Here is a 14,859-nt window from a genome sequence, read left to right as displayed (position 1 = left end):
AATAGTTATTTCTTGCGATTTTCTTCCCATTCCTTAATCGCTTCTCTCGCACACTTATCGTCGTCCTGAGGAACGTTAACGCCTTTTATATGCTGGTATTTATCGTCTCCAAGGCCAATGATAGCAACCAGGTCTCCTGGTTCTGACTGAGTGATTGCATAGTGTATAGCCTCTGGTCTATGTTCGATAACCATGTACTTTCCACCGGTCGGCTCAAGTCCTGATTTTACACCTTCGACGATAGTTTCAAATGGCTCAAATCTATTATGCTCGGTAGTGATAATCGAGAAATCTGCATACTTGCCCGATGATTCTCCCATGCCGATTCGTCTCTCTATATCTCTGTTGCCGCCAGCTCCAAATACGCAGACTAGACGCTTCGGATTATATGCTCTCAAAGCCTCGAGAACGGCTCTTGTACTTTCACGGGTATGAGCGGAATCTATGCACACGCTGAGGTCTTCGGTGCGATAAATCATGTCGACTCTACCGTTGATGTGGATCTTAGAAAGAGCTTCTTTTGCCGCCGCAGTAGGTACTCCTAGAGCATCAATTGTAGCTATTGTAGCCGCTCCGTTGAGAGGAACAAATTCTCCCGGCATATTTACGAATATAGTATCGTTAAGCTTTCCCGAAAGCTTAAACTCTTCTCCAATAAATCCGTTGTACTCCTTGGTGTGCTGATCCGAAATAATATAGTCTGGTGTGCTGCCGAGCTTTTCTGTCTGCTCGTGTACTTCATCGTGACCGATAGTAATCAGGTCGCAAGTGGCGTCTTTGACGATAAAGTCGATATGTTCATCATCGAGGTTTATGATGCCCTTCTCACACTGCTGGAGCAGGAGGCTTTTGCAGTAAGCGTAGTTTTCAAAAGTAGGGTGCTCGTCAGTTCCAACGTGATCACCGTACTGAACATTGAGAAATACTCCGACGTCGAAGTGAATCATATCTGTTCGATGCTGCATTAATCCCTGTGATGAGCACTCGAGAACGGCATACTCGATACCTTTTGATACCATGATAGAGAGGAACTTCTGCATCTGGTCTGAGTCCGGAGTAGTGTTTGCAACCTCAAGAATCTCGTCACCTAGATTTACTCCGTTAGATCCGATTGAGGCAGCTTTACGACCAGCTTTTCTGAGTGCCGCAGTGATCATGGTTGCAACAGTAGTCTTGCCCTTTGAACCAGTTACTCCAACCATCTTGAGCTTCTCTGTCGGATAGTCGTAAAATGCCGCTGAAACTACAGCTTTTGCATGCCTCGTGTCAGAGGTAGCAACAACTGTTGAGTTTATATTTGATAGGTCTAGCTGATAGTTCTCATCGACGATGATGAGGGAAGGGCGTCCGCCATCAATCTGTGTAAGTGCATCATGGGAGTCAAAGACTGCTCCGCGGATGCATACGAAGACATCGCCAGACGTAACCTTTCTGCTGTCGAAGCATATGCCAGTTACATCCTGATCAAGGGAACCCTTTAGCAATTTATAATCTAATCTCGAAATAATTTCCTTTGTATTCATAATTCCTCCGAAATCCATAAGAATATGGGATTTACAATTTATAATTATATCCTTAATTAGTTAATTTTCCAATACGTATGGTATAATACAGCGGTATAAAGAGGAGTTACTATGATTAGAGTAATTAGTTTAATAGAAGAAAAAAGAAATTTTATAGAATCGTTAGATAAGAGATCGCTTGAGAAAATTAAGGCGTTAAGGGAATATGTATTCCGTGGAAGCAGTGGAGAGCTCATTCTCGGCTTTCGAACCGAGGATGACAATATGGCGATTGTAGTCACTACACAAAGTGAATGCGTTCTTGTTACAGAGGATAAAAAGCTCATCGAGTGTTCTAAAAAGGTAAATTATGAAGATCCAAGTGATGAACTTCTCTCCTTGATGCTCGAATATTCATCTGATGACATATATGAGCTAGAGGAGCTTGAATCGAGCATTGTCAATATGGAAGAAGAGCTTTTTGGCGGCAAGAGACCTGACAAAACAGGCATAAAGCAAATTGTGGTTAGGCGTAAGGAGATAATGTTTAAGAAGCAATATTACGAGAGGATGGAGCTTCTAACTGATGACCTAGCTGAAATCGATAAAATGTTTGTATACCTTGATAAACGTTTCGATAAGCTTTATAGCTTCATACTTAGAGTTCAGGAGTACCTGAATCACGTCAGTGAGATGTATCAGGCTCAGATAGATATAGAACAGAATAACTTGATGAAGCTGTTTACAGTTATTACCAGCATATTTGCGCCGCTGACACTTATCACTGGCTGGTATGGTATGAATCTAAAGCTGCCGGAATTTCAGTGGCGATTTGGGTATATATACGTATCGGTGCTCAGCGTAAGTGTAATAATAGGTCTCGTTTACTGGTTCAAAAGGAAGAAAATATTATAAAGCTCGGTTATTATCAAATTAACGATAGCTGCTAGATAAATTAATAAGTATAGGGAGATAAAATGGATAACAAAGATTACATAGTAAGGGCAAGCCTTGCAAATGATAGTGTCAGGGCTTTCGCTATTAGCTCGACCCATCTCGTCGCTGAAGCCAGAGAGCGTCACAAGACACTTCCTGTAGTGACTGCGGCTCTAGGTAGATTGCTATCGGCAGGTGCCATTATGGGCAGTATGATGAAGGGTGATAAGGATATCGTAACGATTACGCTCAAGGGTGACGGTCCATCAGGATATATAACCGTGACAGCGGATAGTCACGGCCATGTCAAAGGATTTCCTGGGAATCCAAATGTTGACATTCCTCGTAAGTATGCCGGCAAGCTCGATGTTGGTACGGCAGTAGGAAGGGGAGTTCTTACTGTTAGCTATGACCTCGGCCTAAAAGAACCTTACAGCGGTCAGGTTGAGATTCAAACAGGTGAAGTTGCAGAGGACCTCGCGTATTACTTCACAGTATCTGAGCAGCTACCATCAGCAGTTGGACTTGGCGTCATGGTTGATACTGATAGTAGCGTAAAGCATGCTGGCGGATTTATAGTTCAGCTACTACCAGATGCGCCAGAGGATGTTATAGAACTTTTAGAGAAGAAACTCGCTGATCTCGAGCCTATAACAACTATGATGGAGAAGGGCATGACTCCTGAAGACATGCTCTCATATATATTCGAAGGGGTGGATATTGAGTTCACGGAGAAGCGTGATGTGAAATTCTACTGCGACTGCTCTAAGGAAAAGGTTTCTAGAGCACTCGCTGCTATGAGTGATAAGGAGCTGCAGGATATCTTAAACGATAATGAAGATATCGAGGTTAAATGTTTCTTCTGCAATACGGCATACATATTTAGTATCAATAACATAAAAGACATACTTTCGTCGAGAAAAATCGATAAAATTTGTTAGATTTTAATAAAAACAACATATATGTATTGAAAGAAATTACAAAAAATGCTACAGTTAGAGGTAGTTAAGTTATTATATTGTGTAAAATTATTTAGAAAAAGGTGTAGTAATGAAAGATAGAATTTATCTAAACGATAATGAAGTCATTTTGAACTTTGATTTAGTATACCCAGAGTCTAGTCTTGAGGTTATTAAGTCCAAGGAATTTAAAGTGTTTATGCAGAGTTATATAGCTCATCTCGAAGAGAACGATTCAAAGCTTTATAATTGGGCAACACAGGGCAAGACGACTCAGGACGCTATCGAGGCTCTATCTACATTTGCACGTCAGACACTAGTATTTTCTGCTGAGGAAATCGATTCACCATACATTGAGGACAGAGCAGCTGCGCTCTCATTTGTTGAGGGTATCTACGATTTCTGGAAGGCTCATGAGAGATATTCAGTTACAACAGACAGAAGGAGAGAGTCGAACTCGACAACTTTTGTACATGCTGATTCGGCTCACAACCAGTTGATTATGGCTACATATAGACGCATCGAGGAAACTCTGATGGGTCGTGCAAATAAGATATATCGTCAGCAGCCTGCAGGAACTAATGCGGCTCTGTCTCTATACAAAAATGAAAGTTTCAAGCTCGGTGCTCGTTACGAGTCTTTGAGAAAGGTTAAGTTTATAGACTCGATCATGCTCCGTACTCCGATGATTCTCCATCCGAAGTCAAACAAGCGTGAGTGGGCGTTTCAGCAGGTGTATGAGAACCCGCTGGATAATTTTAAAGGTAACAGCGCTGAATTCTTCTGTTTGCCTGCTAAAGTTGGAGACCTCACAGTTTTCATCTACTTCCACAGGGACTTTATGTCTAGCGGAGTATCACTGGCTAACCTGTTCGAGCTCGCTTCCAAGAAAGAAGCTACTAAGAAGCCTGACTGTGTTCTTATCTTCGGTAATGATGACGGCAGGAATGCTTGCACATTCTATCACGATGAAGAAGAAGATATATGGGTAGGATCAGTTACCTATAACGAGAAGATTTCTTACTTCGGATACATGAAGAAGACAGTTCTCACGCTTCATAACGTAGCGATGATGCAGAAGGGATGGCTGCCGATTCACGGTGCATTTGTCAATATCACTTTGAAGAACGGTAAGCGTAAGGGCATCTGCCTCATGGGAGACTCTGGCGCTGGAAAGTCTGAGACTATCGAGGCGCTAAAGTCACTCGGTGATGAGAAGATTAAGAATATCGAAATCGTATTCGACGACATGGGAACATTCCACGTTGAAGATGGAACTGTATATGCTAAGGGTACTGAGATTGGTGCGTTCGTAAGACTCGATGACCTTGATCCAGGAACACCTTACCGCGATATGAACAGATCCATCTTCTTTAACCCTGACCTGTCAAATGCGAGAGTTATCACTCCTGCAGCACCTTACTCGGTTGTTACTGACAATCATCATGTTGACCTATTTGCTTATGCAAATAACTACGATGAAGACCTCGGACTACATCAGTTCGACAACCTTGATGATGCTAAGACTGTATTCGTTGAAGGTAAGAGAATGGCTAAGGGCACAACACAGGAGGTTGGACTATCTACAACTTACTTTGCTAACCCATTCGGTCCGATGCAGCAGCAGGAAATCTGTAATCCTATCATCGATAATGTGTATGAGTGCTTAAAGGACAACGGCGTATTTATCGGAGAGGTTTACACTCACCTCGGTAGAGACCCTGAGGACAGAGATAGCATCAAGAAGGGTGCAGAGGAGCTTCTGAGATTTATCGAAGATAACTAATCGTAATACAAAACACAATCATACGTGAGGCGGAGTAGCAGTGCTGCTTCGTCTTATTTCATCTTTTATAGTTAAATGTGGTGTGGTAATCTTATGCATATGGTTTTAAACTTCTAATATGAGATGCATTAGACTCAAGGTTCGCAATATACGAATGGTTGAAATGAAAGAAAGATAATGTAGAATCTAGGTATGAAAGAAATAGAGAGATTGAAAATAGCATTAATGAATGATCCTGGGGCGGAGTCTACCTCTAAGAGATTCGGTGTTCTCATTCCTATAATCGAGACTCCGCAGGGGCTCTCGATATTGTTTGAGGTGCGTGCCAGAGATCTGAGGCGGCAGCCGGGCGAGATATGTTTTCCTGGTGGCAGCACCATGGAGAGCGAGCCTGCAACCATGGCAGCTGTGAGGGAGGCGAGCGAGGAACTCCTCATCGCCCCATCAAGTATCGAAGTTCTGGATGAGCTCGATGTCGTGAATGTATATTCAGGCGGCACCCTGCAGCCGGTGGTTGGACTGCTCAAGGACTACGACTGCTCGTTCTCTTCTGATGAAGTAGCGGAGATATTCACGGTGCCGCTGGCATTCTTCTTAGAGACTCAGCCAGAACGCTATGACATAGCGATGAGGAGCGTGCCAGTCGAAGGCTTTCCCTATGACAGAATCGAGGGTGGTAAAGCCTACGCCTGGGATTCTAGCTATAGGTATATATATTTCTACCAGTACGATGGTAGAAATATATGGGGACTCACAGCAGGTATCATAAATGATTTTATCGAGAAGCTAAAGAGGGGTGGATATCCATATTAGCGGGATATCTTATCTTTATATTTCAGATCATCCAATCATTAAAATCAATATGATGTCATTTGCATAGAGTCTTCACACAGCACAGATAAATATTATGCTATAATAAAAGGACAGTGGATGTGGGTGTTCATCACCCACGTTCTATTTTTCTGACTTTTTAATTAGCAAATCCGCTGAAATCAATAGCTAAATATCATAATTCTGCAAATAGAGAGATTAAAAATGAATCAAAATAGCAAAGGAAAAAGCTTAACGAATAAGAAGTGTTTGTCCACTGATGGCACGCGTGTTGCTGCCTTGATTGTGGCGTTGTTTGTTTTGGTGTTTTTTGCTTCTAACTCTTCATTTGCCGGTACTTCGCTGCCAACTACACCATCGGACCGAGAAGGTTATTATGAATTTCTCGGAATAGATGTATCTGAATGGCAAGGCAGTATAGATTGGATCGCTGTAAAGTCCGATGGTGTTGACTATGCATTTATCAGAGCTGGTGCTACTACCTCATCTAGCTTCGATCTCAAGGTTGATTCTAAGTTTGATACTAACATGGAGGGCGCCAAAGCGGCTGGCGTTGCACGTGGCGTGTACTGGTATTCACAAGCGACAAATGAAGAAGAAGCTGTTGCTGAGGCCAAGAGACTAATCGCTCTCTCTAAGAAGTACGATATAGAGCTACCGCTCGTTATGGATCTCGAGTTTTCAAACGGACGCTTTGATAGTGCATATACTTCGTGGCGCGCAAATGGTAGTGATTATGCCAAGAAGCGTATGACTTCAGTTGCAGATGCATTTCTATCATACTGCCGCTCTCAAGGTTATCCAGCCGCAATCTATTTATCGACATCGCTTGCTGGAAGTACGACAGGAGTAGATACCACTAGTCTGGTGAACAACTCTCATGAAGTGTGGGTTGCTCATTATTCTAGCAATCTCTCGGCATCGTCCGACTATACGATGTGGCAATTTACCAGCACAGGAAGTGTTAATGGCATCAAGGGTAAGGTTGATTACGACGTAATGTACGTGAATAAGCGTGCTAAGAAAGTGGGTAACCATGGACTTAGTGCTGAAGCATCTAATGATATGCTCAAATACACGGGTAGTCCTGTAACGATTAACGTTAATTTGTCCGACAACGGTAAGTTGCTGACTTTAAACAAGGATTATACGATTTCTTACGTTAATAACATCAATAAAGGCACGGCATACGCCCTTGTAAAGGGAAAAGGTGATTATATAGGATATACAGAAGTTATCCCGTTTCAGATTGGTGATGAAGACATCCTAAATTCAGTAGACCTCGAGCCTTCAAAGGTCGTAACTAGCGTGAAGGATGGTAAGACGAATGTAAAGTTTACGGCGGCTAGAGGTAGTGTTGACGATTACAGGATTGAGTATAGAAGTAGCGATTCAGAGGAATGGGAGTCGGTGAATACAAGCGGTAAGACTGAGTATGTTATAGATGGAAAGCCTAAACAGATCAGGGTATCTGCTGTTGTTGGGAATGACATCTACGGACTGGCAAAGCCAGACAATTCACAGAAATACGAGATTATCGACGGCTCGGTAGAATCTGATGCCAAACTCGGCGGACAGTCGCTGCTTAACAGTGATAAATTTAAAATGATTAATAAGGAGGTGAGCGACGATGTCGCTATCTAAGGGGAAGCATCCGCATAAGAGATACACTCGTAAGCAGAAACTCTCCATAGGACTATTTATATTTATAGTCATCGATGTCGCGCTTTTTGCCTATACAATCACTAGATACAATGGATATGATCTTATCAATTCTGAGAAGTATGTTGAGTTTAAAATGCCTAAGAGCAAGGCTTTAACTGAGCAGGAATGGCAAGCTCTAGTCAAGAATACAAAGGTGATCAAGTATCCGAAAGTTCAATTATCAAAGGAGATTGAACATATCAAGAGCCAGTATCATAAGCGAATTAAAGAGTATGATATGACTATGGCCGAGTATCTAAAGGAAGCTGGTATTACTGAGGTTCAGTTCAATAGACAGGTTGAAGAGATGGCGAAGGAAAATGTCAGGGAAAAGCTGGTTCTTCATGCTATCGCAGAGAAACGAAAAATATCCGTCAGCAAGACAGAGATTGAGAAAGCCAAGAAGGGTATTCTTAAGGATAAGGGCGTGAACTCTGAAACCGAGTATAAGAAGCTTACGGGTGAATCATTAAGTGAGCACATCAAAGAAATAGATCTTGAATCGAAGCTGATATATGCCAAAATCGTCAAGAAATAATTATCAACGACAACTTACAATAAAACACTTGATATTACGATGATATATTTTATAAGTGTACTCCAAAAGTTAGGCTCAAAACTAACTTTTGGGGTACACTTTATTTATCGTGTCTCATTTTTTCATTTAATAATTAAGTTAGAACGGTGTATGCAAATTAATTAAATGTTTATGAATATCATCGCTGTTTGTAAGCGATACGTCGATATATAGTCTAGAAATATTCAATGTACTTGTATAAAAACGCAGAAATTTCAATCTTAATTTTTATTTAATAAATTCTTCCCCTTCATTTAAGGCACTTTGGATAATATTTATAGCAACAAGAGACTAATGGAGGTACGATATGGATATAATAGCAAAGATCAAAAACACTGCTATAGAATCGCCAGAGCGTTTAGTGTTCAGCTCCAGGGATGGAGAGATGACATATGGTGAACTGTGGAATAAGTCATCAGCACTGGCAAGCTACATATCGAATAGACTAGATGGGAATCGCGAACCGATTATGGTTTACGGACATAAGCATCCAGATATGCTTGTCGCTTTTCTCGCCTGTGTTAGATCAGGCCATGCATATTGTCCGGTTGATATTGGAAACCCTCCTGAGAGGGTAAGCGATATAGCATCGGCGATAGATAACGAAATCGTAATAGTTACACAGCACGAAGATATGCTTGATATAGATTCCAAGTATGAGGTTGTTGGCAGAGCGCAACTTGAGAGTATCTTTGATGGAGATACATCATTTGAGGATAGAGAGCCTGTATCAGGAGATGAGACTTACTACATCATCTTTACATCAGGAAGTACAGGAAAGCCTAAAGGAGTTAAGATTCCAGCAGATGCACTTAACAACTACCTAAAATGGTCCGTAACACTTTCCGGAGGCATATCGGAAGCGACCAGATTCTTAAATCAAGCGCCATTCTCATTCGACCTTTCGGTAATGGACATATATACTGGTCTTGCAACTGGTTCTACAATCATTGCTCTAGACAAGGGCTTGCAGCAGGATATGTCAGAGATGCTAAAATACATCTCAGCATCCAACATAGAGTACTGGGTATCGACACCATCGTTCTCAGACATGTGTCTCGGAGAAGCGGAGTTTAGTGAAGAAAAATTTGGAAGCATCAAGGCGTTCCTCTTCTGCGGAGAAGTTCTGGCTAAAGACACTGCAAAGCAGCTAAGAACTAGATTTCCGAGGGCAAAAGTAATAAACACATATGGACCAACAGAATCAACGGTATGTGTTACTGAAATCGATATCACAGATGATGTTATCGCCAAAGATGGTGCACTGCCAATCGGACTTCCTAAGCCTGGAACCGAGATCAGAATTGATTCAGAGAACAGCGAGATGATAATAGTAGGAGATTCTGTAAGCTCAGGATATTACAATGACAAGGAGAGAACTGACAAGGTATTCTTTATGGCAGAAGCTGGTTCTCTCAGTGAGGATCCTAAGGAACTAATAAGAGCGTATCGAACTGGTGATACTGGCCACTACGATGAATCAGGAATGCTGTTCTGCGACGGTAGAATTGATCATCAGATAAAGCTTCACGGATACAGAATCGAGCTTGGAGACATCGAGTCTAATCTTACAAATATAGAAGGGGTAGCGGCTGCTGCAGTTATACCGAAGAAGCGTGAAGGTAAGGTGGAAAGCTTAACTGCCTTCGTGGTAAGAGAAGGAGATATCATCGCTGATGATTATAGCGGTAGAAAGTATGTGCGTGAAGCGCTTAAGGACTTCCTGCCAAGCTATATGGTTCCAAAGCGTGTAAAGTTCATAGACAAGATGCCGCTCACTAATAACGGCAAGGCGGATAGAAAGAAATTGGAGGAATTGGTATAGATGCAGCTCTTTACAGACAATAGCTTCTTTATATGGTTAGCGGGTCTGTCGATTCCTGCAATATATCTGGGTTGCAGGGAGAAATCACTAAAATGGTATGGCATGTTCGTAACATTTGTGTTCATCTGGCTCTCTATGGGCAGCAACCTAATAGCCCTCTGCAACCTAGCGCTGTTCACGGCAATAGAATATGCGATAGTTCGCATATATCTGGAGCTTAGAACTAAGAAGGGTAGAGTGACCTGGCAGTACAGGATATTCTTGCTAGCGAGCATAGCACCACTTACTATCTATAAACTGCTCGGTCTGACAGGTAACAAATATCATCTTTTTGCATTCCTGGGACTATCCTACATGACATTCAAGGCCGTACAGATGGTAATTGAGATATATGATGGAGTTATTACGAGTTTCAAGGCTTCTAACTTCATATATCTACTGCTATTCTTCCCTGCAATTACATCGGGACCTATCGACAGAAGCAGAAGATTTGATGAAGATATAGATAATATCATACCTAAAGACGAATACCTTGAGATGTTCGGAGAGGGTATTTACAAGATACTGAAAGGTATGATGTACAAGATGGTAATTGCAGCATGCTTCTACACGGTTATGAATTACTTCGGAACCGGGGGAACGTGGTACTCGATAGCAATTTACTTCTATCTATACGGAATATATCTATTCTTCGACTTTGCGGGATACAGTAACATGGCTATAGGTGCCAGCTACATATTTGGGGTTAAGACCCCAGAAAACTTCAATGCTCCGTTCGTAAGCAAGGATATCAAGGAGTTTTGGAACCGCTGGCATATGACGCTGTCATTCTGGTTTAGAGACTTCCTGTTCTCAAGAATCACTATGGCGCTCGTTAGAAGCCGCAAGGTTAAGAACAAGATGGCAATTGCGTCTATTGCATTTATGATAAACATGTTTGTAATGGGTGTGTGGCATGGACTGGAAAGCAATTACATATTTTACGGCCTATATCACGGCGTGCTGCTATCCGTATGCGAGATATTCCAGAAGAAGTCGAAATTCTACAAGGCTCATAAAAAGGATAAGTGGTATATCGCAGTTTCGTGGTTTATCACATTCCACCTAGTAATGTTAGGATTCTTCATCTTCTCAGGAAGACTCGGAATACTGATAAATATGTAATGCGTGAAGGAATGGTGCTAACAAATCATGCGCTGAAGCCACTGAGGTACATGTCTCAGGAAATAAGCTAATCATAAAAAATTAAAAAATATTTACAAGAGTGTTAAACACAGGAGGAAAACGATATGAGAGATAAGTTACTGGACATCATTGAGAACATTTGTGGAGATGAAATTGTAAAAGAGAACCCAGACATCAACTTGCTGGAAGAGGATCTGATCGATTCGCTAGATTACGTTAGTCTCTTGCTAGATATCCAGGATGAGTACGGAGTAGTACTATCACCATCCGAGTTCACAAGAGAGCAGATGGATACACCTAATAAGATTGTTGAGACAGTTTCAGCAAGAATTCTAGGAGAATAAGACAGGAACGAAGATAAGATGAAGAAGATAAACTCGTTTGTAGTGGCTCTCGTGCTGCTGGCGATGTTCACAGTAATTGTGCACTTCATATGCGCTAATAATGATCTTAAAGACAAGTCGGGTCAGTTCGGGACCTGGTATAATACATACAAGGATTTATCGTACAATGCGCTGTCTCAAAATCTTGATAAGGATTCCGTGCTCATGCTCGGTTCATCCGAGTTCAGGCATGGCCGAAAGACTCAATATCATCCTACGAACTTATTCAAGGATACAGATGTAAAGCTGGTTACAGTCGGAGGACCGTTCAATCAGACGCTGTTCCACACTGTTGCACTTGGTGCACTGCAGCCACATCTTAAGAGCAAGAAGGTCATCCTGCTAGTTTCACCGACTTGGTTTAAACAGTCTGGCGTTAAAAAGAATGACTATGCGCTTAGATTCTCTGAGACGGAGTACTTCTCATTCATGGAAAACAAGAATATTCCACTCAAGACTAAGAAATACGTTGCTAAGAGAACTGAGAATCTGTTATCTAAGAATAAGAGTCTACAGATGAAGGCGCGTATGATCAACAATGTTAACCTTCATGAGGAACCAAATCTATTGTATGGATTTGAAAGACGTCATGCTTTCGATAAGGATAAGATTACTGTCGGAGCAGCTATGAAATTCATGATGCGAAACAAGAAGACACCGCCAAACTTCGAGAGATATAGCCCGGAAAACTTTAACTGGAATAACCTGTTGAAAGAGGCTCACAGAGATAGTGAGGACAAGGCAGACAATCCATTCTACATGAGTAATCGTGTATGGAGAAATAAGTTTAGGCAGGTATATCCCAAGATGAAGGATGTCCGACTGGATGAAAACTATGATAATTCGCCTGAATATAACGATCTTGAGGCCTTTCTCCAGATTGCAAAAGCCAATGGCATTAAAGTGAAGCTGATACTACTTCCTGTTAATGGTAGATGGTATGACTATACTGGTATGACTGCAGATAAGCGTGCTGTTGTTGGTCAGAAGATTAAGGGTCTGTCAGATCAATACGGTGCCGATTACACTGATATGACAGGATATAGCTATAATAAATATATAGTTTCGGATGCAGTTCATCCATGGAATGAAGGTTGGGTAAGGATTAATGAAAAAGTTGCAGAATTCGTTCATAAGTAAAATTAAAAATAAGATATCGCTGAAATATACTCTGTACATGTTCATATTTATGGCTGCGCTGTACATGTTCTCGTTATTTGGAAGCATGTTAAGTAGTCCAGCATTTACATACGCTGAATTCTAAAAATAGCAAATAGATATCTATTGATTAAATGCCCCGATGCATTGAGAATGCAGTAAATGCAAACTCAGAGCCTCGGGGACTATTTATTTTGATATAGGCAAATAGACATATTAATATCAATATTCTATAATAACAAGTACTGCTAAAAGCAGTGTATGAACTGCTAACTGAAGAGGATGGTTAAGATGAGCAAAGTTCTGGGAATTGCAGAGAGTATTATTCGAGGTTTAGATCACGGTGAAATCACGGTATCTAAGCCATTTAAAGTTATGGAAAAGCATATGTATGATAGTTTTAGTGCTAGTGCTGACGGTTCTGGTCTAGACGATAACATACTTGCTATAGGTGATAACCTTGAGTTCATGACATGGCTCCTTAATAATGGCTACGAAGGCAAGTTCAAGTGCATATATATTGACCCTCCATTCTTTACGAAATCTAAATACGATGCGACTGTTGCGATACGAGATAGTGAAGGTAAGACCCATAAAGTTAAGCATCTAGCATATGACGATACATTTGACAGAAGCATCAATCAGTACGTGGAGAATATGACTACCAGACTGGTTCTGATAAAAAAGTTGCTTGCAGATGATGGGCTTATTTGGGTACATCTAGACTGGCACTCGGCACACTACGTTAAGCTAGTCATGGATGAGATTTTTGGATATGAGAATATGCGTAACGAGATCATTTGGAAATATAAGTCTGGCGGCAGTGCCAAGACGCATTTCTCGAGAAAGCATGATACGATACTCATGTACAGCAAGTCCAAGATCTATTACCTCAATGTTCCCAAGGAGAAATCTTATAACCGAGACTTTAAACCGTATCGCTTCAAAGGTGTGAGGGAATATCAGGATGAATATGGATGGTATACGCTCGTAAATATGAAGGATGTTTGGAGCATCGATATGGTCGGTAGGACTTCAGGGGAGAGAAATGGTTACGCGACACAGAAACCGCTCGAACTTATGAGGCGAATACTTAGTTCCTGTACGAAGAAAGGAGATCTGGTAGGAGATTTCTTCTGTGGATCTGGTTCGTTCCTCGAGGCTGCAAATTCCATGGGGAGATGCTGGGTTGGCTGCGATATTGAGACTCTGGCGCTCGGAACTACGAAGAAAAGGCTCGATGGTTGCGAGTCCAATTACCTTTTCTATGGAAATGGAGAAGAGCGTCCATATAGGACAGATGCGATAATTAAGATTGAGAGAGCTGATGAGCTGGAAAATGGCAAGAAGCTTTGCCATGCAAAACTCATGGCCTTCAGGCCTGAACTTGAAATTGGATACGTGCAGCATAAGGATAGAGAGTTGCTCCAAAATGCATGTAAGAGTACACCGGAGGCTCTCATCGATTACATCATGATTGATCCTGATTATAACGGCGAATTTTCGGCAGAAATCAGTGTCACGGAAAATTACGATGATATAAAGTTCATTTCGCGAGGAAATGTCGCATATATAGTTGTTGATATATTTGGCAAGGAGTATTTAGTAAAGTGATGCAGGTTAAAGCGGTATGGGGCGAAGGAAGGGGATTCTCAGATATCGATGAACTAGACGAGATTTAGGATTTTTTATCTAATCATAGAATTTGCAGAAATGTATCTCACAATGTATGGTGAATAGATATTTTTTAATTTAATAGCGGAGTGTGGAAAATCCACACTCCGCTATTCGTTGTGTGCCGGGCATGGCACAGTTCTTACTGGTGAGAGTCCAGTCACGGGTATTTACCGCCAAGTGTAGCGAACCGCAAGCGGAAAGCAGTAATGCTCAAGTGAAGGAAGCGGTGTAGCAAAGCCATCGAGCCTACGAACAGAAACCGGATACAAGGCTAAACGGTGGGTGAGGTTGCTACACAAACCGAAGCCCAAAAGGTAAACGTATCACCGAGACAGT

The 14,859-nt window shown here is 41.6% G+C and carries 12 protein-coding genes; 11 read left to right on the top strand and 1 reads right to left on the bottom strand.

The genetic code is table 11. From position 1 onward, the window contains the following. Positions 1-5 precede the first annotated feature (5 nt). Positions 6-1,523 (bottom strand): Mur ligase family protein, encoded by a 1,518-nt coding sequence (locus tag AXF17_RS07340; protein WP_157682594.1) that lies wholly within the window; start codon positions 1,521-1,523, stop codon positions 6-8. Positions 1,524-1,634: 111 nt separating this feature from the next. Here AXF17_RS07340 and AXF17_RS07335 point away from each other — a divergent pair, with 111 nt between their 5' ends. The 11 genes from AXF17_RS07335 (at position 1,635) to AXF17_RS07285 (ending at position 14,460) form a co-directional block, all read left to right on the top strand. Beyond that, complete coding sequence (locus AXF17_RS07335; RefSeq protein WP_094234453.1) at positions 1,635-2,417, top strand: CorA family divalent cation transporter; 783 nt, start codon at positions 1,635-1,637, stop codon at positions 2,415-2,417. A gap of 62 nt (positions 2,418-2,479) precedes the next feature. Beyond that, the gene (gene hslO / locus AXF17_RS07330) at positions 2,480-3,379 is read left to right on the top strand and encodes an Hsp33 family molecular chaperone HslO (RefSeq protein WP_094234452.1); all 900 of its coding nucleotides are present in this window, start codon (positions 2,480-2,482) and stop codon (positions 3,377-3,379) included. A gap of 109 nt (positions 3,380-3,488) precedes the next feature. Continuing rightward, positions 3,489-5,183 carry a phosphoenolpyruvate carboxykinase (ATP) gene (locus tag AXF17_RS07325; protein WP_094234451.1) on the top strand — a complete coding sequence of 565 codons (1,695 nt, stop codon included), beginning with the start codon at positions 3,489-3,491 and terminating at the stop codon, positions 5,181-5,183. Between the two features lie 192 nt (positions 5,184-5,375). Beyond that, positions 5,376-5,996: an NUDIX hydrolase gene (locus tag AXF17_RS07320; RefSeq protein ID WP_094234450.1), complete on the top strand. Its 621-nt coding sequence runs from the start codon at positions 5,376-5,378 to the stop codon at positions 5,994-5,996. A gap of 222 nt (positions 5,997-6,218) precedes the next feature. Continuing rightward, the gene (locus AXF17_RS07315; protein WP_094234449.1) at positions 6,219-7,658 is read left to right on the top strand and encodes a GH25 family lysozyme; all 1,440 of its coding nucleotides are present in this window, start codon (positions 6,219-6,221) and stop codon (positions 7,656-7,658) included. Next, positions 7,645-8,256, top strand: a complete 612-nt coding sequence (locus tag AXF17_RS07310; protein WP_094234448.1) for a SurA N-terminal domain-containing protein — start codon at positions 7,645-7,647, stop codon at positions 8,254-8,256. Before AXF17_RS07315 ends, AXF17_RS07310 begins: the two co-directional genes overlap by 14 nt. A 346-nt stretch (positions 8,257-8,602) precedes the next feature. After that, positions 8,603-10,120 (top strand): D-alanine--poly(phosphoribitol) ligase subunit DltA, encoded by a 1,518-nt coding sequence (gene dltA / locus AXF17_RS07305; RefSeq protein WP_094234447.1) that lies wholly within the window; start codon positions 8,603-8,605, stop codon positions 10,118-10,120. Beyond that, positions 10,121-11,284 carry a D-alanyl-lipoteichoic acid biosynthesis protein DltB gene (dltB, locus tag AXF17_RS07300; RefSeq protein WP_094234446.1) on the top strand — a complete coding sequence of 388 codons (1,164 nt, stop codon included), beginning with the start codon at positions 10,121-10,123 and terminating at the stop codon, positions 11,282-11,284. A gap of 125 nt (positions 11,285-11,409) precedes the next feature. Further along, entirely contained in the window at positions 11,410-11,649 is a 240-nt protein-coding gene (dltC, locus tag AXF17_RS07295; protein ID WP_094234445.1) for a D-alanine--poly(phosphoribitol) ligase subunit 2, read from the top strand. An 18-nt stretch (positions 11,650-11,667) separates the two neighbouring features. Next, positions 11,668-12,828 carry a D-alanyl-lipoteichoic acid biosynthesis protein DltD gene (dltD, locus tag AXF17_RS07290; protein WP_094234444.1) on the top strand — a complete coding sequence of 387 codons (1,161 nt, stop codon included), beginning with the start codon at positions 11,668-11,670 and terminating at the stop codon, positions 12,826-12,828. A 309-nt stretch (positions 12,829-13,137) separates the two neighbouring features. Further along, complete coding sequence (locus AXF17_RS07285; protein WP_157682593.1) at positions 13,138-14,460, top strand: DNA methyltransferase; 1,323 nt, start codon at positions 13,138-13,140, stop codon at positions 14,458-14,460. The last annotated feature ends 399 nt before the right edge of the window (positions 14,461-14,859 follow it).

It is taken from the genome of Mogibacterium pumilum (assembly GCF_002243385.1).
In the GTDB taxonomy this organism is placed as follows: Bacteria; Bacillota; Clostridia; order Peptostreptococcales; family Anaerovoracaceae; genus Mogibacterium; species Mogibacterium pumilum.
Note: the sequence above shows the minus strand (reverse complement) of the source record. Positions and strands in the feature narration are given on the sequence as shown.